Annotated in this window: 16 protein-coding genes and 4 pseudogenes; 7 read left to right on the top strand and 13 right to left on the bottom strand. The window is 66.9% G+C overall.

The features are described 5' to 3' along the window. Window positions 1-178 (top strand): annotated as a pseudogene (locus ENC19_RS31985) (type I restriction endonuclease subunit M); the annotation flags it as partial. On the opposite strand, the gene ENC19_RS26240 reads toward ENC19_RS31985, so the two are convergent. The 4 genes and pseudogenes from ENC19_RS26240 to ENC19_RS26225 all read right to left on the bottom strand — a co-directional run bounded on the left by ENC19_RS26240 (window position 175) and on the right by ENC19_RS26225 (window position 7,717). After that, the gene (locus tag ENC19_RS26240) at window positions 175-3,468 is read right to left on the bottom strand and encodes a hypothetical protein (protein WP_164449741.1); all 3,294 of its coding nucleotides are present in this window, start codon (window positions 3,466-3,468) and stop codon (window positions 175-177) included. The pseudogene ENC19_RS31985 and the gene ENC19_RS26240 overlap by 4 nt on opposite strands. Before the next feature lie 23 nt (window positions 3,469-3,491). Further along, a pseudogene (locus ENC19_RS26235) lies at window positions 3,492-4,547 on the bottom strand (IS701 family transposase); the annotation flags it as partial. A 1,476-nt stretch (window positions 4,548-6,023) separates the two neighbouring features. Continuing rightward, window positions 6,024-6,806, bottom strand: a complete 783-nt coding sequence (locus ENC19_RS26230; RefSeq protein WP_164449708.1) for a transposase family protein — start codon at window positions 6,804-6,806, stop codon at window positions 6,024-6,026. 689 nt (window positions 6,807-7,495) lie between these two features. Beyond that, window positions 7,496-7,717, bottom strand: a complete 222-nt coding sequence (locus ENC19_RS26225; protein WP_164449707.1) for a transposase — start codon at window positions 7,715-7,717, stop codon at window positions 7,496-7,498. Between the two features lie 34 nt (window positions 7,718-7,751). Between ENC19_RS26225 and ENC19_RS26220 the strand changes: the two genes are divergently transcribed. Both ENC19_RS26220 and cutA read left to right on the top strand, forming a co-directional pair. Next, entirely contained in the window at window positions 7,752-8,156 is a 405-nt protein-coding gene (locus ENC19_RS26220; RefSeq protein WP_309246267.1) for a 2'-5' RNA ligase family protein, read from the top strand. A 215-nt stretch (window positions 8,157-8,371) separates the two neighbouring features. After that, window positions 8,372-8,713: a divalent-cation tolerance protein CutA gene (gene cutA / locus ENC19_RS26215; protein ID WP_164449706.1), complete on the top strand. Its 342-nt coding sequence runs from the start codon at window positions 8,372-8,374 to the stop codon at window positions 8,711-8,713. Window positions 8,714-8,717: 4 nt separating this feature from the next. Here the strand turns inward: cutA and ENC19_RS29675 are convergent, their stop codons facing one another. The 6 genes and pseudogenes from ENC19_RS29675 to ENC19_RS26185 all read right to left on the bottom strand — a co-directional run bounded on the left by ENC19_RS29675 (window position 8,718) and on the right by ENC19_RS26185 (window position 12,363). Beyond that, complete coding sequence (locus tag ENC19_RS29675) at window positions 8,718-9,671, bottom strand: XRE family transcriptional regulator (protein ID WP_235945139.1); 954 nt, start codon at window positions 9,669-9,671, stop codon at window positions 8,718-8,720. Between the two features lie 125 nt (window positions 9,672-9,796). After that, a pseudogene (locus ENC19_RS30680) lies at window positions 9,797-9,979 on the bottom strand (helix-turn-helix domain-containing protein); the annotation flags it as partial. Window positions 9,980-10,178: 199 nt separating this feature from the next. Then, a complete protein-coding gene (locus ENC19_RS26200; RefSeq protein ID WP_164449705.1) occupies window positions 10,179-10,568 on the bottom strand; it encodes an Imm1 family immunity protein in 390 nt (129 codons plus the stop codon). After that, window positions 10,549-11,151 carry a DddA-like double-stranded DNA deaminase toxin gene (locus ENC19_RS30675; RefSeq protein ID WP_235945121.1) on the bottom strand — a complete coding sequence of 201 codons (603 nt, stop codon included), beginning with the start codon at window positions 11,149-11,151 and terminating at the stop codon, window positions 10,549-10,551. Before ENC19_RS30675 ends, ENC19_RS26200 begins: the two co-directional genes overlap by 20 nt. 2 nt (window positions 11,152-11,153) lie before the next feature. Then, the gene (locus ENC19_RS26190) at window positions 11,154-11,681 is read right to left on the bottom strand and encodes a DUF6244 family protein (protein ID WP_164449703.1); all 528 of its coding nucleotides are present in this window, start codon (window positions 11,679-11,681) and stop codon (window positions 11,154-11,156) included. 118 nt (window positions 11,682-11,799) lie between these two features. Continuing rightward, complete coding sequence (locus tag ENC19_RS26185; RefSeq protein ID WP_309246268.1) at window positions 11,800-12,363, bottom strand: class IV adenylate cyclase; 564 nt, start codon at window positions 12,361-12,363, stop codon at window positions 11,800-11,802. A 162-nt stretch (window positions 12,364-12,525) separates the two neighbouring features. Here ENC19_RS26185 and ENC19_RS26180 point away from each other — a divergent pair, with 162 nt between their 5' ends. Further along, on the top strand, window positions 12,526-13,881 hold the full coding sequence (locus ENC19_RS26180; protein WP_164449702.1) for a helix-turn-helix domain-containing protein: 1,356 nt from the start codon (window positions 12,526-12,528) through the stop codon (window positions 13,879-13,881). On the opposite strand, the gene ENC19_RS26175 is transcribed toward ENC19_RS26180, so the two are convergent. Beyond that, entirely contained in the window at window positions 13,882-14,598 is a 717-nt protein-coding gene (locus ENC19_RS26175; RefSeq protein WP_164449701.1) for an alpha/beta hydrolase, read from the bottom strand. Window positions 14,599-15,049: 451 nt separating this feature from the next. Between ENC19_RS26175 and ENC19_RS26170 the strand changes: the two genes are divergently transcribed. Further along, window positions 15,050-16,618: an ISL3 family transposase gene (locus ENC19_RS26170; RefSeq protein ID WP_164449700.1), complete on the top strand. Its 1,569-nt coding sequence runs from the start codon at window positions 15,050-15,052 to the stop codon at window positions 16,616-16,618. A gap of 221 nt (window positions 16,619-16,839) precedes the next feature. Next, window positions 16,840-17,277 (top strand): DUF6228 family protein, encoded by a 438-nt coding sequence (locus tag ENC19_RS26165; RefSeq protein ID WP_235945120.1) that lies wholly within the window; start codon window positions 16,840-16,842, stop codon window positions 17,275-17,277. Between the two features lie 120 nt (window positions 17,278-17,397). On the opposite strand, the gene ENC19_RS26160 is transcribed toward ENC19_RS26165, so the two are convergent. Both ENC19_RS26160 and ENC19_RS26155 read right to left on the bottom strand, forming a co-directional pair. After that, window positions 17,398-18,087: an alpha/beta fold hydrolase gene (locus tag ENC19_RS26160; RefSeq protein WP_164449698.1), complete on the bottom strand. Its 690-nt coding sequence runs from the start codon at window positions 18,085-18,087 to the stop codon at window positions 17,398-17,400. A gap of 163 nt (window positions 18,088-18,250) precedes the next feature. Next, entirely contained in the window at window positions 18,251-18,583 is a 333-nt protein-coding gene (locus ENC19_RS26155) for a hypothetical protein (protein WP_309246269.1), read from the bottom strand. A 361-nt stretch (window positions 18,584-18,944) separates the two neighbouring features. Here ENC19_RS26155 and ENC19_RS26150 point away from each other — a divergent pair. Beyond that, window positions 18,945-19,406 (top strand): annotated as a pseudogene (locus ENC19_RS26150) (NUDIX domain-containing protein); the annotation flags it as partial. Between the last annotated feature and the right edge of the window lie 70 nt (window positions 19,407-19,476).

The following is a 19,476-nucleotide window of genomic DNA, read 5'->3' as shown; positions in this document are numbered from 1 at the left end:
TCATGTCCTCGGCGAGTCCATCCGGCATGGCGGGCACGCCGATATCCTGCGCGAGGGCCTCGACGGCCGGACCGGGTTGCGCGCCGAACACGAGACGCAGATCGACGAGGAAGCCCGTGCGGCCTACTGCGCGAAGATCGAGCAGGCCGCCAGGTCGGCCGCACCAATCAAGGCTTAGTTTGAGACATGGCCCGCGCCGCTCATGTCGATTGTGTATGCCTGTTCGCGTACGTCGGCGTGGGGGTGTCGGCGCAGCCGGATCAGCAGGTCCCGCCATGGGGTTTTCCACCCGTAGCCGGCTCCGTGGCGGACCAGGGCAACCGCGAACAGGCCGTTGGTGAGGTCGCCGCGTCCCGTCAGGCGTGTGATGGTGTCGGTGAGGGCCGCGGGGTCGGGCGACTCCCGGAGGTTTTGTAGGCGGGTGCCGACGCGTTCGGCGGTGCGAGCGGCCAGGACGGGCCGGTCTGCGCAGAGCCGGGCGATTTCGTCGAGGTTGTCGAGTCGGCCGAGGTCGACCAGCAGGCTGGTGGCTGTGCTGGCGAAGGCGGGCCGGCCGGCGAGCCACCGCGCGGCTTCGATTAGCGCGGTCCGGTCGGCGCTGGTGGGATGGTGAGCGGATCGGATGACCGCGCCGTGTGCGAGGAGTGCGATGCGGCGTCGGGCCGGGCGATCCGTGGCCGGGTCGCCCGGATGGTCGTCCTGGGTGTCGCGGTCCACCAGCCGGGCCAGCGCGGTTGCGAGGATGTCGTCGCCACCGGTTTTGAGCAGGCGTGCGACCTCGGTGGGCACCATCGTTTCGTCGAGGTCGGTGAGTCGGTCGGTGACCAGGTCGGTGATTCCGGTCAGCCACGGTGACCAGTCCCCGAGTTGGTGGAAGGCGGTGCGTCGAACTTCCCGGTCGGTGGCCTGGCAGGCGTCGACGATGAGCGCTCCGTAGGCCGGGCGGTGTCGGTGCGGGATCGTGTCCGGGGACGCGTCCAGGACGGCGCGCCGTTCCTCCCGGCTACCGTCGACCGCGGCCCGCAGGATGGTCCAGCTCGCCTCGGCCGGTACTCGCTGCCGGGCTGCGGCGACGATCGCCGCGCGTAGGTCGCGGTGCGCGTCCGGGTGGTGATACGTGTCGAGCAGGGTCGCCATGACCCGCGGCGGTCCGTGGCGTGTCAGGAGCCGGGCGGCCTCTTTCCGGCTTGTGATCTTCGCCGGGCCGGTCAGCACCTCGGTGAGGACAGGGACCAGCCGGGACGGCGCGACGTGCCGGGCGGCCCGGCCGGCCGCGTACAGCGCGACCCGTGCCCGGTCGCTGTGGGCGTAGCGGAGCAGCACCGGCAGTGCCTCGTCGGGCCGGTCGGTCCAAACCAGCGCGCCCAGCGCCGCCTCGGCGATCGCCACGTCGGGGGCGTCGAGGTGGCGCAGCACCAGCTCGCGGCCCGCGCCGGGCACGTGGGCGGCGGCTCGGATCGCCGCCGCGCGCTGCCACACTCCCTGTTCGGTGTCGGCGAGGATCAGCTCCAACTGCTCCACGAAGCGGGTCTGTTGGCGGGGCAGCCACCGTTCGGCGTGCGGCATCCAGGCGGGCACCCACCGTATCCCTGGTTCCACGAACCGGCCGCGTGGGCGGCGTTTGAGTACCTGGTCGAGCAGGTCGGTGCGGGAGGCGCAGATGATCACCCACACCTCGTGGAGCGTCACCGCCGTCGGATCGGTGGCGAGTACCTCGGCGACGCGGTCCGAGCGGGTACGCGGGTCATCGAGCCACAACCGGATCGCGGTGCGGGCCACAGACGCCAGCGTGTGCGGGCCGATCGCTCGACGAAGTAGGTCCTGCAGTTGTGGCAGGCGCCAGGCCCGCTTGCCGAGTGCGTGGGTGAGCGCGAAGAGCGGCTCGTACCGGCCGCGGGCGATGCCCGCCTCGATCCAGCCGCGTAGCCGCTCGAAGACCAGTGTCTCCTGCCCGCGGCGCAGGACGGTGTCGAAGCGGCGCAGTACCGGCACGGCGGCGCCGGTGCTGACCAGGTCGATCGTGAGTAGCGCCCACTCGCGTAGCTGCGGCACGGCGACGTGGTGTTGCAGGACGTCGGCGGCGAGCGAACTCAGCGCTGTCGTGGTCGCGGCGGAGGCGTCGCGGGCGTCGACCGCGTCGGTGGTCAGCTGCGTGAGCCCGGCTGCCGTGTCCGCGGTGAGCAGCGGCGCCACCTTCGCGAGCGCGGTGAGCGCGGCGGCGCGTACCGGGTCCTGCTCGTTGCGCAGCCGGCCGAGCCGCACGACCATCTCCGCCACCGCCCGCGGGTCGCGGGAGCGGCGGGCGGCCTGCACCAGCAGCGCGTATCCGTGTGCTCGCTCGTCGGCGTCACCGGAGCGCAGCGCGACGTCCAGCGCCGCTGACGCGTCCGGCCAGGCCAGGTACGCGCTCCAGAGGCGTACCTCCGCCTCGCGCTCCTGGATCTTCGCCAGGCTCAGCACCCGCGTCGCCTCGCGGATCCGGACTGCGGCCGGTAGCACCTCCATGATCTCGGCAGCCGGGATCAGCATCGCCGTGTCGACCTCGGACAGTGCCCGGTCGTATAGGTCCGCGCGCCGGGCCGGGGCGACGGCGTCGAGCAGCGCCGCCAGCGCCCGGCTGTGTTCCCGGAACCGACTGGTTAGCGGCACCAACTCGTCGGTGGGCAGGACCGCGAGGCGGCGCAGCAGGGCCGGCGGGAGCACGTTCCGGCGTAGCCAGGCCGCGCGGCCGGGTGTGGTGAGCAGCCGGGCGACGCGAACCGGATCGTGTGCCGCGAGTCGTCCGTACGCGTCGAGCGGGCCGGGTAGCGACTCCTCGGGCGCGTACCGTTCGAGCAGATCGAGTGCCTGCGCCGGGTCACACCGCAGTACCGCGGCGGCGGCCTCGGCCCAGATCCTTGCCCGCAGTTCGGGCGGGGCCGCGGCCAGCCGCTCGCGGACCCGCTCCAGGAGCGGACCTTCATGCCATCGGACCAGCCGCTCCAGGCGCAGTGCGTGCTCCAGATCCGGCAGCAACGCCCGTACCGTGTCGTCGCCGCAGGCTGGCAGCAGCGTGGCGGCCTCCTCGTCACCGAACTCGGCGCGGACCTCGCTGATCAGCGCGTCGGCGGCAGCCGGCGCATACCGGCGGCGCAGGCTTCGATAGACACGACGCCGCTCCATCGCGGACCGGTCGGTGATATCGCCGATCGGGATGTCGGCGCGCAGCGCCGCGGTGAGCGCCGCACCCCTGATCGACGGCTGCGGGTCGCGGGCCGCCGCGGCGACGCCCTCGGCATCCCGGGTCGCCATCGCCGCGACCAGGGCCAAGTGCCGCTCATACGGACCCTGCTCGCGCAGATCCCGACAGACCTGAACACGATCAGGCGCGGCACGAGCCCACTCGACCAACCGGCTCATCCGCACGGAGTACGGCAGCGGATCGAGCGACGTCAGCAGGCTACGGGTGGCGGTCAGCACGGCGATCATTGTGCCCACAGGCGCACCGTAACGAGTGTTATGTGCCGGTACCAGGCGTCGTACCGACGGACCTGGTAGTGGTCCAGGCCGACCTCGTTCTTGGCGGTCTGGAAGCACTCCTCGACCGCCCACCGGATCCCGGCGATCCGGATCAGATCCTCGTCGAGCGTCTCACTTGGGCCGAAGCACAGGTAGTAGGCCAGGTCGGTGGGGTCGGTGATGCTGCGGCGGATCAGCAGCCAGTGGCCGTAGCTGTCGGCGGTGTCGGGCAGGGAGGCGACGGCCCAGTCGTAGAGTCGTGGCCCTTTGGCGCCATTGCCGCAGCTGCGGCGCTTCCATGCCAGGGCGGGCGCGTTGGCGGCCAGGACGTCGGGACGGGAACTGCCCGCCGCGGTGGGGACCCGCTGGTTGCGGGGCACGGCGAGGACGTATCCGATGCGCTGCTGCTGCAGCCAGGCCCGGAACTTGGAGTCCTGTCCGTATGCTTCGTCGGCGGTGACCCACCTCGCCGCCAGGCCGGCGGTGATGGCGCGTTCGAGCATCCGTAGGCCCAGCGTGGGCTTCGTGGCGAACCCGACGGTCGTCTCGATGCCGGCTTCGGTGCGGCGGGCGGGGTCGTCGCACCAGCCGCGGGGCAGATACAACTCTCGGTCGATCAGCGTGCGCCCGACTGGGCTGGCATAGGCAAGGAACACTCCGAGCTGGCAGTTCTCCGTCCGCCCGGCCGTGCCCGAGTACTGACGCTGCACGCCCGCCGATTTCACGCCTTTCTTCAGGAAGCCGGTCTCGTCGACGATCAGCACCCCGTCGTCGTGGCCGAGGTGTTCGGACACGTAGGCGAACAGGTCGTCGCGGACCGCGTCCGGGTCCCACGCGGACCTGTTGAGCAGCCGCTGCATCCGGTCCGGCGTCGCATCACCGGCGGCCTCGGCCAGGGTCCAGCCGTTCTTGGCCGCCAGAGGTGACAACAACCCGACCAGGTAAGTCAGCGCCTGCCGGCGCGGCTCTGCGCGACCGAAGCGGTGCGCGAACCGCGCCAGCAGATCATCCAGACCCGCCCGCCAGCCGACGATCTCATCGATCAACACAAGCCCGAGAGCCTGCCCGCCCTACGACAAGCCACAACAGACAGACAGTGCGACCGCTTACCCATCCGCCGGATAGCATCGACATCCGCAGCTACACGGCAGGCGCAACTCCGACGTCGATCATCCCGATGAGCTGCCGAAACTTCAGATCAGGCAAGTGCGGCTGGAGTACTAGTCACGGGCGAGGGGGACATGCCGGCTGTGTCCGTACTCGACCATTCCGGCCTTCGTCGAGCCGCACCGCTCTCTGGCCTGGCCAGCAACGACGGGCACCGCAGTTCGGCGTGACCAGGCGACTTCCCGAGTCCGGCATGCTCAGGGTGTTGAGGTTAACAATAGATTCTTCGATCCGTAATCGCTAACCTAGGGCGAGTCTTTTCGTGATATAAGTCCGATTAGTGCTGGTCTATGACTACAGGTAGTTGATTCATATTCCGCCGCTTACTGGCACCAAAGCACGTGGCTAGCGATAGGGGTTGCGGGTCTTTGGGTGTATAGGTAGCTTCATTTACAGACGAAAATGTAATCCATCTGTGAGTGGCGCAACATCTGCTGCCCTTGCTCAATTCGGCTTAAGGAGTTCCGTGAGAAGACTGCTGTCGATTCGGGCCCTCTGTGTCATCGTTATCGCCGCTGCAGCACCGATGTACGTGAGCCCAGCTAGCGCAAGTCCAGGCGAGCTGGATCGCAAGGACGAGGCCCTCGCGCATATGAAGGACGCGGGTGCGAGCGACGCGAGGATCTTGGAGGAGCTCGGACTGCGTAAAGTTTCTACGGATGAGCCTAGCCCTCGGCTGCTTTCTGATGAATGGGATGCTCCAGTCTCGATTCCAGAAATCTATTACGACCACGGTCAGGGTACCTACTACGCTTCGACTAGCTTCAGGTGGGTGAATAATAAGTGGTCCGGAGATTCTCCGCTACTTCCGGGTGCTGTAGGCGGGCCGGACTTGATCGCCATCCGTGTCAGTCGGGCTATATACTATGTTCGAGGAACGGCCACTACGTGCCCCAGTTCGGTGCCTAGCGGGTTCACGCCGGCCTTCGGCAACTGCGCGACGCACACCACGGCGTACCAGACAAACGAGTTCGGTACGGCAATTCGCTTCCAGGACCGTGTGGGTAATGCCGTGAAGTACAACTCTACCAACTGCAGCAATGGTCAACCTTACTGCGACGAATACATGGCGCAGTATAATGCTTTCAGTGGAACTCTAGTTTTTGAATTCGGTTTCTTTAGCTCGAACAGCTGCCATCAATTCTTCTCGCATCTAGGGCACACTTGGGCGGATTCGAGCATTAATTCCGTCGGTGTTGGCCCTTACAGCCTGTCGGTAGGATGGAACAACAGTGACAAGAAGTGGCTAGGTGCTAGCCCAAGTTCCGGAAAGTTCTGGTGCTAGGAAACTTAACAACTCCCCCGACCCCCAACTTATCGGGGGTCGGGGTCGGCGTCGCAACTAATGTTGAGCCCTTTCATCGTGGGTTTTGGCTGGTCCGAATGTGATGTAGGGCGAGGATGGCCTGGACGATCGCGGTGGCACGTCGGGGGCAGCAGCGGAGCTTTGCCAGGATCTTCCAGTCCTTGAGGGTGGCGACGGCGCGTTCGCCGACGGCTCGGATCTTGGCGTGGTGCCGGTTGACGGTCTTCTGCCGGCGGGACAGTCGCAGTCGGTGATGACGGCGCCTGAACGGGGTGCGGATGCTGCCGCCAGCGCCCTGGTACGCCTTGTCAGCGAAGGTCATCACGGTGGCGCGGCTCAGAGCGTCGATGAGGTCGTGTGTGCGTGCGGCGGTCAGGTCGTGCGCGGCGCCGGGCAGGCCGGGTGAGGCCCAGAGGAGACGTCCCTTGCAGTCCGCGATGACCTGCACGTTTACCCCGTGGCGTTTGTGCTTGCCGGAGTAGTACGGCTTCTGGTCCGCGACCCGATCGATCGGGATCAGGGTGCCGTCCAGGATCACGTACACGAGCTGGGTGATGCGTCGCATGGCTGCGTTCAGGTCCTCGGTGTGCGCGGCGAGTAGGTCGATGGCTTCTCGGACGTACCGCCAGGCCGCCGTGACGCTGACCGCGAAGCCGCAGGCCAGACGGGAGATGGTGTCACCGTTGCGCAGATGGGCCAAAGCAAGCAGGGCCTGCTGGCCGGCATCAAGACGTCGCCACCGGCTGCGGCGGCGGGTGCGTTCGGCACGGATGAGGTCGGTCAGGTGGTTCAGGGTGCGGCTGGACAGCGCGACCGTTGACGGGTAAGACAGCACAGCGAGGCTCCCGGTTGGGGCATCGGATCTTGGTCGACTGCTGTCCTACCGGGAGCCGACACTGCCTCCCTGCAACCACCGTGACCAGCACCATCACGATGAAGAGGCTCGTTGTAGAATAATCGGCGACATTCGGCTTCCGTGCGTCGACCTGGGATGTCGCTAGGTCAGCTTATTAGCCATCGGAAAAGGGGCTTCAATGGTGAGAGGTAGAAGCAGGAAGCTCCTTGTAGCGGCGCTACTATTGCTACTGACACCGTTGTTTGCATCCTGCACCTCTGCTGGGGATGAGAGCAAGAAACTCGACGTGCTCGTTCAGCTGTCCTTTTGTCCAACGAGGGGCAGTGCCAACTGCTTGTTGCTCCCACTCCCGCAAGTTCGCGTAGCCGTTTATGCCGCCGATAGCCGCACGTTGGCGACTGGGCATACGGATGCCCGGGGGCGTGTGGGCATTCGAATCCCGCCGGAATATAGCGGCGAGCTTTCCGTTGCTGCTGAATCAATTGCGCTGTCTGAGACGCTAACGGCGTCAATCAGCGTCTCTGATGGCGGTTCGACCTCGCTAATTCTGACAGACCCCGAACCCGTATCTCGATAAGAGTCTGGTCAAGGTGGTTCGCTATCGTGTAATGGGAAGGAATTCTGCGGGCTCACGTGTTTCATTTCTTTTCCTTGCTCCTAGTGCCTCGTCATGCAGCCTTGAACGGGTAATCCGGATGGCGGATCTCGGATCCGGTGGCGAATCCTGATTTTGGTCTGGCGTGCTGGTTGCGCCAGCGGATGTAGGCGCCGATGGCGGCATCCTGTTCGGCGTGGGTGCGGTGGTCGGTGCCGTTGAGGGCGAAGTACCGCACGGCGGCGAACTCGGCTTCGATCCAGTTCAGCCACGACGCATACGTCGGTAGGAACACCAGGTCGGCCCCAGGACTCGGTTTCACTGACGAGGTGAGCGACGCCGACATCAAGGCGATTGTCGCCGAGACCCGGCGACGTAGCGCCGATCTGCCGCCGCTGGAGCTGTCTCTCGGCCTGGTCGACCCCGACGCCGAAGGAGTCGGCCTGCTCGTCCGGCCCTGGGACCGCGTCGAACACCTACGCGCCACCATCCGGGACGCCCTCGGCACGGTGTGGCCCAGCGTCCCCGAGCCCGCGCAGGGATTCCGGCCGCACGTCACCGTCGCCTACAGCGGCGCACCAGCACCAACCGAACCCATACGCGCCCGGCTGGCCGAACTCCGTGACCAGCCTCCTGCGCGGGTGACGATCAGGCAGGTGCCGCTGATCGCGCTCCGACGAGAGAACCGCTCCTACCGATGGACGACGGTCGCGACGGTGCCCTTGGCCGAGTGACCTCAGCTCGTCGTTGGGGCTGGGGTGGCGCTAGGCCGACCGGCGGCGCTGCTGGCAGCTAAGCCAGCCGGTGACACGGTCAGCATCGGTTGTCGTACCTGTCCGTGCGTGGCTGGCGCTGCCGTCGCAGTCGGGCCTTCCGGTAGGTCGGCCGGACGTTGCGCCCAACGCGCCGAGGATCGGCCGCCCCGCTGCTGATGCGTAGTGTTTGCCTCATGAGTGGGGTGCTGTATGTGTACACGGCTGCCGGCAGCCTGGAGGTCGCACGGCGGTTGGCGCAGGGTGCGGTGCGGGAGCGGCTGGCAGCGGGTGGCCAGGTCGTTGGGCCGGTCGAGTCGGTGTTCTGGCACGAGGGATCGTTCGGCACCGGCCAGGAATGGCAGGTCGTGCTCAGGACCAGTGCCGAGGTCTATCCCCGGCTGGAGTGCCACCTGAGAGAACACCACGAGTGGTCCAATCCGGAGATTGTCGCGGTAGAGGTGCTCGCAGGTGCGCCGTCTTATCTACAGTGGGTACAGGGCGTCATGGGCGCCGGTGGCGACGCTGAGGGGCGATGACCGTCTACGCGAGGGCTTCTGCGATCGGGACGACGTCCCGGTAGGGCAGGAGCCGTTCTCGAAGGGCATTGATGCGGGCAGTGGGGCGGGGGGAGGCGATGCCTTCGCATAGCCGCTTTGACCGCATCAGTACATGGGCAGCTTGCTCGGCTTCCCCTGCGTCGAGGTAGGCGCTCGCGAGCCAGGTGGAGTACAGAGCCTTGTCCCGTGCGTACATATCGTTGAACCGGTCCAAGGTCTCTTCCAGTTCTGGTACCGCACGCAATGGCCTTCGTAGTTCAGACCAGACCCTGCCTGTCATGATCCGGCGTTCGTCGCGGTCAACCCATGCTGCCCAGTCAGGGGCAGGATCATCGACGGGCTGGTCAAGGGCGTCGTGTGCCTCGTCGAGAGCATGGCCTGCCTGGCGTTCGAGGCCTGCGACGGCGTAGGTGAATGCCAGCCGCTCAAGCAGCAGCGCCCGGACGATAGGGTTGAATCTCGCATCGGTCGGCAGTCGCGACGCTTCGGCAGCGGAGAGGTTAGGCCGGCCGAGGCTCGCCCGTTGGTAGGCCAGCAAGGCCAGCGCGTTGGCGGCCAACAGTTGGTTGCCGATCTCCATCGCGATCGATCGGCTCTTGGTAAAGAGCGTGGCCGCGTAGTTCTCGTTTCCTCCGTCGAAAGCCGCCCAGCCTGCCCGTTGGGCTTGTTCTGCCAGCAGCGACAGCAGCGCTCTGCCGGTTGAGTCGCTGAATGTGCCAGTGCGTAGCGTGGTGATGGTGCTGCGGATCTCGGCCTCGTAGAGCGGCAGAGTATCCGTGCCGCCGAGGTAGTTGTCGAGCCGCCGTAGCCGCGCGGTACGTCGGGCCATCCCTTGCACATCCATATCACTGAGACGCGATCCCGGGCTGGTGGGTGCGGGAATGGTGCCGGTGGAAGCGATCGCCACGATGGCGGTGAGGAGATCTCGACGTTGCATATCTGGCTCCTGCGGGGCTCGATGTCGAACTGCCCACCTGGCATCACCTGATGGTGAGGGGCCATTCGATCTGAAGGACTGGGCGCATGCCGCAGCACGTGGAGACGATCGTATGCCCTGGTCAAGTGGCCGTCCGTATCCAGAACCTGATCGCAGCGTTCCCAGAAGGATCTGGGCGCGTGCTGGCGGCCGACCTCGACGTTCGCGATCGTGCTGCGCCCGTAGTTGACCATGGGTGCCAACTCGTGCTGGGTATGACCGGCTGATTTGCGAAAGGTGGCCAGCTGCTGTCCGAGCGTGCGCCACATCTCGCTCAGCTCATGTGGGTCTGCCATCGCAGCCTCCCCGGATCGCCCTCCCGCTGACCTGAGGGAAATCCGAACGTCAAAGGATCCGCCGTATGGTGGCAGTCACACTACCGTGCGGGCGTGGCTACGCTGGTCGTCCACGCACCGCTGTCGGTGTGCCGATTCGTCCAGCATGCGGCGGGTCATGAAGGGACTGGTCTCAGTGGCTCCAGTCGATGGTGGTGGGTCGTTGGCGTGTGGTGGCGTAGTCGATGAGGGCTGCTCGGGCTGTTACGGGGGACACTCGGGCGAGTTCGGGGGAGATGTCTATCAGGCCGGTGTCGGGTGATTCGTAGACGGTGATTGGTGTGTCGGCTTCGTGTTCGGTGGCGTAGCTGCCGTCGGGTAGCCACTGCACTGCTGCGCGGTCGGCATCGATGTCGATGTCGATGCGGAGGACCGGCTTGTCGTCGGTGCCGATCGTGAGGGTTTGTCCGCATCCTCCGTGGGGCATGATCGTCTGGGTCTGTTCGTCGAACCAGTGTCCGGCGTCGTCGGGGCCGGTCGCGTCGTAGGCGTGACCGTGGTAGTCACGTAGCAGTAGTGTCACGGGTGATCCTTTCTCCGGTGCCGGTGTAGACACGGTGCCACCATGTGGTTCCGCCGTCGCGGGTGACCCACACGCGTAGGCGGCTACCCGCCGGGAGGATGGCGGGAAGCATCTTGTCGCAGGTCCAGGGGTAGCTCTGGTCCCGGTCGTTGCTGCCGCAGACGGTGTTGTCGATCGCGAGGTCGGCTTCCCGAGCGTTGGTGTGGCGCATTCGCGCGGCGGCTTTGGACTCTGCGTGGTCGTAGAAGGTGACTGGTGGTCCGCGTAGCGGATCGTGGTCCAGGTCGGCGGCCAGGGACCGGTCACCGCCTCCTGAGTAGATCTCCACGCCGTTGAACACGCCGAGGGTGGGCCGGGTCGCGCCAGCGTGGCGAGGCTGGAAATGGTGGACGGCGTGGCGTACGCGTTTGGGCAGGGTCGCCGGATCGGCTGGTACCCAGCCGGGGCCGACCGGCCGTGGGACACCCGCCGTCGGTTGCCCGCTCGGTCCACCCGCGTCGCCACCGGGATCGTGCTGGGGTCGTGTCGCATCGTCGGCTGCTGGGGGTGTGGCGGGCGGTCGGTCGTTGCTTCCGCCGCCCATCGCTAGTTTCCCAGGTCACCGACCTGTCTGGCCTGTGCCAGTGCCGCGTCGACGTGTTGCCGGGCCGTAGTCCCCTGAACGCGGACGGCGGCCAGGATCTGCAGCATCTGCTGCAGGCGCGCCAGCGTCGGGCCCGGCTGCCCGCCCTGCAGCGCCGTCGTGGCCAGACGCCGCGCATCATCGATCGCGGACGCCGCCGCCGTCACGCTGCCCTCGGCTGTCGTCAACGCCGCGATCGCCGGTGTGAGGGCGGCGATGGTCTCCTGAGGTGAGGGCTGCCGCCCCACCGAGCCCACCGCCCGGGACGCTTCACCCAGAACATCCGCGGCCTCTGTCAGCCGGGATCGGGCCTGCCCGATCATCTGCCGCACCCGAGCCAGACCCGCCGTGATACCGACGAAACCGGAGGCCACCGCCCGAGCGGCGATCTGCTCGACACCATGGTCGGCCGCTGCTGCCTCCTGCTGCGCCCGAGCCACACCCGCCGTCATCGACTGCACGTCGACACCGATGCTGTCGGTCAGCGACATCGCACCACCCCGCTCAACGCCTCGCATCCACAGCGGACCGTGGCAGCGTAGAGACGCACACCGGCGGGACACAACCACCGTGGGTAAGGTGCCCGGGACTCGACGCCACGCCGCTGTTCTAACCAGCTGCCGCCGCGCTGCGCAGCAGCGAGTCGTACGTGTCCGTTGTGCGCGTCACCGGCACACCGAGCGAGCGAACCAGGCCGTCCAGGCGCTCCTGCACGGCCCGGCCGGACTCGTTAGTACCGATCAACGCCTCTGCCTCAACGAACGCGCCCAGCCCCTCGACGGCGTCCAGGCACAGCGACACCCCATCCCATCGACCGGTGCGGCGCCTCTTGACGATCCGCACCGTCGGCATGAAGCCCATCGTCACCAGCGCGGCGTGCATCTGCTCCCGATCGGCCACCACGGTCTCGTACTCCAGACAGGCCATCTCGTTGTCCACCGGCCGCTTGACGGTGAACAGATGCCGGCCGTCCTGGGTGCGCAGCCGCGCGAACGGCACCCCGATCTTGCTCATGCCGTACCGCCACGCCGCCGGCGCATACGCCTGATCGTCCTGACACACCGCGTCGGACAACACCACCCCGTGAGCTGCCAAAGCCGCCACCAGCGCCGCCTCGTCGCCCAGGCGATACTTGACCTCGACCTCGTGCACTGCTTCCGGGATAGCGGTCACGTCGCAGCAGCCTAGCCGCCAGCAACCCGCCGCAAGGGCATGCGCGCCGCGGCACCGCCCGAAACGCACCAGCCGGCCCGGCGGGTGGCGGGTCTGCCCATCACTACAGAATCCGGCTACTGTGACAACACCCCGTACCCGCGCCTGTAGGAAGCCAGCCCCATGTCCAGCGCGCCGCAAGAGGTCCGCGAAGCCCGTTTCGCGCTTGGGCGCAAACTGGCAGCGCTGCGCAAGGCCGCCGGCTACACCCAGAGCAGTCTGGCGCCGTTGACCCTGTACGGGCGTAGCACTGTCGCCAACGTCGAGTTGGGCCGGCAAAGCGTGGGCCGAGACTTCTGGGTCCGCTGCGACCAGATTCTCGACACCGGTGGCGCGCTGGTCGCCGACTATGACCGGATGCAGGCCCGCGCCCGACAGGTGGACCGCTCATCTGCCCTTCGTGGTCCGCCGCGGCCCCCTGGACCGGACTACGTCGACCGCGAAGACGTCGACGGGCGATCGCCTCTTCTCGACCGCGGGCCGGACGTTTCGCGGCCGAAGGGTGGTCTGCTCGCGGCAGTGCACACGCTCGGCCCAGCGGCGCTGGCTCTCGATGATCTCGACCGGTTTCATGCTGTGGCACGCGATGCCCACCGCTACCTGGATGCCGACCTGGTCCGATACCTCGACAACGGACTGGCCCGATGCGCCACCGACGACCGGGTCCACGGTCCCCGGCACGCGCTACCTAGGGTGCTGGGCATCGTGGCCCTAGTCCAGCACTCCGTACGCGACGCGAAGCCACAGGTAAGGCAACCGCTGCTCGCCGTCGGTGCGCGGGCGGCCGAGTTCGCCGGCTGGCTGTACCGCGACTGCGGTCAGCCGTCCCCGGCGGAATACTGGCGCGACCGGGCATCGGAGTGGGCCATGGAGGCCGCCGACTTCGCGATACCGGGCTACGTGTTGATCAAGAAGAGCCAGTCAGCATGGGACGACCGCGACGCCGCCAGGATGCTCGGACTGGCCCAGGCAGCGCGGGAAGGGCCGTGGCGACTCCCGGCGCGGGTCATGGCGGAGGCCGTGCAGCAGCAGGCTCGCGGTCTGGCGATGCTCGGCACCGGTCAGCGGGAAGTTGACGACATGCTGAAGGAAGCCCGCGACTTCCTCGCCCTCGCCGCCGAGGACCGCACATCATTGGCGGCTCACTACGACGCCGTTCTATTCAAGGTGCAGACGGCGATCTGTTACGGAGAATCCGGGCGCCCGGAGCAAGCCGTCGAGATTTATGAATCGACGTTGACCCCTGCTGTCTTCTCCGCCCGCGATCTCGCCTACTTCTCCACGCTGAAGGCTCAAACCCTGGTGGCCGTACATCGTCCCGACGATGCGGCGCTGGCCGCTACAGCGGCGATCGGCGCAGCCTCGGCTGCGGGATCGGCCCGTACGCTCCGAGAGCTGTTCCGCCTGCGCTGTCGCCTCCGACCGTGGCAAGCCCGCTCAGCCGTGCACGAGTTTCTCCGGTTGATGGATGCGGTGTAGTCAGGACAACCACTCGGTGATCGACTGGATCGCTGCGGCTTGCCAAGCCTGGGTTCGCGGATCCAGGTACTGGGGATCGTCGTGCGCCGCGATTCCGTGCTGCGCTCCTTCGATCTCGATCAACTTGGCCGGGCCAGCCAGTTTCTCGATGAAGTCGCGGGAGCTCTGCACGGGGATGAACGTGTCACCGGTGCCGTGCAGGACCAGCGTCGGAACCCTGATCTGATCGACCGCCTGGTCGGGTCGCAGATAGAACACCTCGTTCAACAGCGGGCGACCGAGCTTGAATGTCGGCGAGTGCGGCAGGAAACCCTGTTGCAGCAACTGGCGTCCAGCAGCGTCATCGATCTGGTCGTCGGTCCAGTACGGCTTGTCGTCGATGAAACGCTTCTTATAGTTGATCAAAGGATTGATCAAAACCAACTTCGCCAGCGCCTTGGGATAGCGCGCGGCGTAGAAGCCGCAGATGCCACCGCCGAAGCTGGCACCGAGCAGATGCGCCGGCACCAAGCCGACGAGGGTCCTGGCATGTGTCAGTGCGGCGCGGATGTCGTTGAGCACGCCGGAGATGGTCAGATCCTCCTGGCGCCCTTCGCTCTCACCGTGCCCCCGCAAGTCGAACCGCAAGGACGCGATACCGCCCCCGGCGAGTCCGTCCGCCAAGCGTGCGAAGAAACCGCCCTCATCCCGGGTGACACCGCCGCCATGTACGAGCACTGTGACCGAAGTCGATGGTATCGCTGGCGCTACATATGTCCCCGCCAGCCGGAGCCCGTCGAGGCTTCGGAAGGCTACGGGCTGCGCGGGCGCTGTCGAAGATGACTCACCGAGCACGTCGTGTCCTCCGTCCGGCGAACGGCCTCGCCCGAGAGACTACCGGCATCCGCGTCATCCGAGCTGCGCAGCGAAACACCGGGAGGCGGGGAAGGACCGACCCGTAGGGCAGCCGTTTACCCAGCGGCCTTGGCCGCTGAGGCCCGAAAGCCCTGCCGACACGCGGCTACGTAGTTCGACGGCGCAACCAGTGGGGCGTACAGGACTGGATGCGCAGGCAGGTACGCCAAAGCGTGCAGAGATCCACGTCCCTGAGTGTCGTCGGCGCGTGAAATCGGGCTCTGGCACACATTTTGTGAGTCGCGCTCGCCGGTAGTTCGGGTTGGGTGCCCAGGTGGAGATCATTCCGGCGTTGCTGCCGCACCTGACAGGCCTGCGGTTGGAAGCGGTGGTGGTTCGGGGCATCACGGTCAGGATCGACGCGGCGACGCAGACGGTGCGGGCGCCGTGCGGGGTCTGCGGCGCTTGGTCGACCACGGTGCACGGTCGCTATCTGCGGCGGCTGGCCGATGTCAGGTTGGGTAGCCACGAGGTGCTGGTCGCGTTGACGATCCGCCGATTCGCCTGCGTGAACGCCGAATGCAGACGGCAGACGTTCGTCGAGCAGATGCCGGGGCTGACCCGAAGGCATGCCCGCCACACGGTCCTCGCGACAGGTGATCTGCAAGCCGTCGCGGCGGCGTTGGGCGGCCGACCGGGCAGCCGGTTGGCGCAGCGGTTTACCGTGTCGGTGTCCCGCTCCACGTTGATCCGGATGATCCGCCGGATGCCCGACCCGTCGCCGATGACGCCGACGGTGCTGGGCGTCGACGACTTCGCCCGCCGCCGTGGGCACCGATACGCGACGGTGCTGCTCGACATGCACACCCGCCGGCCGATCGACGTTCTGCCCGACCGCACCGCCGACACCCTCGCCGCCTGGCTGCGCGACCACCCTGGCGTTCAGATCATCTGCCGCGACCGAGGCGGCAGCTACGCCGAGGGCGCCCGCAAGGGAGCACCTGACGCGATCCAGGTCGCCGACCGGTGGCACCTGCTGAAGAACCTCAGCGACACCGTCGAGAAAGTCATCCGTGGACACCGCCGCTGCCTACGCACCCACGACGAACCGACATCTGCCCTGACCGCTCCGGCCGACGAGCCCGTCAGGACGGGACGGCGGGCGGCGAACACCCGCCAACGCCACACGGCCGTGCACGCCCTGCGAGCCGAAGGACTGTCGATAAGCGCGACCGCCCGCCAGCTCGACATGAACGTCAGAACCGCCCGCAAGTACGCCCACGCCACCACCGCCGAAGCGTTGATCGGCCCGAACGCCAGCAGCCGACCCAGCGTCCTCGCCCCGTTCCACTCCTACCTTCGGCAACGCCTCACCGACGGCGTCCACCAGACAGCCGTGCTGCACGCCGAGATCGTGGCCCGCGGCTACCGGGGCAGCTTGCGGGTACTGCGGGACTGGCTCGCCATCAACCGCACCCGCCCCACCCCTGCGACCGCAGTACGGGTGCCGTCGGCCCGGCGGATCACCGCCTGGATCATGCGACCCGGCCACAAACTCACCGACGACGACCGCATCAACCTCACCGACGCCCGCCGCCGCTGCCCCGACCTCGACACCGTCGCCGACCTCGCCCGCGGGTTCGCCGCCCTGGTCCGCCACCACGGCACCGGGCAACACCTCGACGCCTGGATCAACCGCGCCCGCCATGCCGGATACCCCGAGATCCGCGGCTTCGCCGCCGGCCTGGCCAGCGACCGTGACGCCGTCGTCGCCGGCCTCACCCAGCCCTGGAGCTCAGGCCCCGTCGAAGGCCAGGTCAACCGCATCAAGACGATCAAGCGACAAATGTATGGCCGCGCGAACCTCGACCTCCTCCGCAAACGCGTCCTGACCACCCCGTGAGCCATCAACAAGATCAATCACAGAATGTGTGCCAGAGCCCGATTTCACGCGTCGCCGACACTGAGGAGCCGAGGACGCTTGTCGAGCAATCATCCACGCCACACGACGCACTTGCCGACCACAATCGTTTAGCCGCGCTCGTACCGGATCGCGGCAGAAGAGTGAACCGGCTGAGCCACCGGGGATTGAAAATCAGCGCGAGGTCGGCTCGCATCACTGGCATGCTCTGCCTCGTGCTCCGGCAGTTGGATGATGGCATCGAGCTCACGGCCGAACCGGGCCGAGGGTCCGTACGCCTTCGTAGTCCCCACAGACCTTGGGATGACCTGGTGCTCGACCTTCGATGTGAGGTGGGCGATGCCGGCGTCAACGCTGCGACCTCGGTCCGCACGCTCGACGGTGACGGGATCGTCGCCTGGACGGACTCTCTGGCTGAGTCGTTTTACGGCTGGGATGGCGTGCGTAGCTGGCAGTCACTCGAACATGAGCTCCGCATCGACGCGACGCACGACGGACGCGGTCATGTCAGCCTCCGTTTCGTCATCCGAGGTCCCCAGGGCTACGAAGCGGAAGCGTGGGAGGCCTCTGTCGTGGTGACCCTCGACAGTGGCGAGGACATGCGACGTCTCGTCGCCGAACTCACCTCGTTGATCTCGTAGCACGCCTGGCCGGAAGCACGGCCGGCTGCTACTTTCGAACATCGACCGCACGGCCGATCACGACGCATGAAGGCCCCGACTGAGCGCCGCGCGCGATCGGCGGCATGAGCGGATGGTCGATCACTCGCTAAGGAATGCGATCAGGGTCCTGAGGTACTCGTCTGGAACGGTCTCGTGAACTAGATGGCCGGCAGCGATCGTCGTCAGCTGGGCGTCGGCCAACCGGTCGGCGAGTTCGGCGACGTGCTCCTGTGGGACCGGGCTCGCTGCTCCGCCACCGATGAGCAGCGTGGGTGCCGTGATCCGGTCGACGATGTCGGCCCATCCTGGATCTGGATCGTCGATCTCAGGCCGGACCTGCTCCACCATGTGCCAGTCGAAGGGCAGGTCCCCCGCAGGACGGTCGGGAAGTCCCGGCGGCCGAGGGTGCGGGAAACCGATGTCCTCAAGTACGAGTTTGCGGACGTGTCCCTGCGGTTCGGCGGCAACTCGACAAGCCACCAGACCGCCGAGGGAATGGCCGCCCAAGTCCACCGTGCCGATGTCCAGTTGGTCCAGGATGCCGATGACGTCTTGTGCGAACAGTTGCAGGCTGTAGGTGCCGGGCCAATCACTGGCGCCGTGGCCCCGCAGGTCGACGGCGTATACCGTCCGCTCAGCACACAGGCCCGAGGCGATCACGTCCCAGTCGCGTGCAGTCTTTCCGGTGGCATGGAGCAACACGGCGGGCGTCTTGTACTCGTCAACGGCTTGCCATACCCGCAGCGCGAAGTGCAAATCCCCGACCACGATGTCCATCAGCGCAGGCATGCCCTGAGCCTTTCCTACCGTCGCCTACGAGTTCAAGACGTTCCGCCGTGGGCAGACCCACACGCTGCAGGTGATGGGTACGGCCACCGGCCACCCCGCTTGCTGGTACTCGGCGTAGCGCCCAGATGCGGCAGATCCGGATGCACCCGTGGTCCGGCTGACGTCACACGACGGCCGTCACAGCCAATAGCAACCCGGAGTCGACGTCCAACGGGTTGCTGGTGCGTAGGCTGGCTTCCAAAGCAGCCGCCGCGTCACGTTCGGGCGAATCGGCATGGCACTCGCAGTCCAGCCATTCCGATGCGTAGTAGGCGTCGCCGATCACGCCGAGGGGGTAGCCGAGGGATGGGCTCAGTCGCGCCAGTTCCCGGACCGCCGCGAACTCGTCAGAGTCTGTTCGCGCAGCTACCGCCTGCCCAACCAACCGTCCGACCAACTCGCTGGCCTCGTCTGCGGGCAACTCAGTGATCGCAAGTTCAGCCAGCAACTCGGGCACCAACTGGTCCACAACCCAAGGCGACGCCATCCGAGACAGGCCGGCAAGCTCCGCGACCGCTTCCCACTCCGCCCCTTGTGCGAGCAAGTGAGCGGCTACATCTGGCCATCGACTGCTCAGTATGAGCCCAAGTTGGTGCGCACAACCAACGACGCGGCGCTCATCGATGGTAAGCACTCCGTTCACGTCACTGCCTCCGGCTTCGCCATCATCCGCACCCACCATCATGCCCCGACGTCCGGGACGCCCGACGTTCGCTATTCGGCTACGATCGGCCGCCAGCACGCGCCGATTCCACCTTCGATCACGAGCGCTACCGCGGCAGATCCGGACGGTCCTCGCGCACTGAGAGACTGAGCCGATGCATGCGGCGCCCAAGCTTCTCGACGAGATCTACGCGCTCATCGACAAGCTGCAACCCTACGACGACCTTGAGGCTCGTCATCGTCAGGAGTCCCTCGCCTGGCTCCGCGAGACCGACGACGTGTTCCGCCGCGTAAAGCCGCGGACCCCCTCGCCGCACCTGGTCGCTTACTTTCTCCTGCACGACGACCTGGATGGAAGTGTCCTCCTGGTAGACCACATCAAGGCCGGCCTGTGGCTACCCGCCGGCGGTCACGTCGAACCCGGCGAGCACCCGGCAGACACCGTGCGGCGCGAAACGGCGGAGGAACTCGGTGTCCCGGCCGTGTTCCTCCCCCAACTTGGTGAACGTCCCCTCTTCCTCACCGTCACGGAGACCGTCGGCACGTCGGAACAACGGCACACCGATGTCAGCCTGTGGTTCGTTCTAGCCAGTAGCCGCGATCAGGTGTTCACCCCCGACCCCGGCGAATTCCGAGGTATCCGATGGTGGACTCCCCAGGAGGTCAGTGACGCTGACCCTCAGTGGC

The organism is Verrucosispora sioxanthis (assembly GCF_010560025.1).
Classification (GTDB): Bacteria; Actinomycetota; Actinomycetes; order Mycobacteriales; family Micromonosporaceae; genus Micromonospora; species Micromonospora palythoicola.
This window is presented reverse-complemented; position numbering and strand designations above follow the sequence as displayed.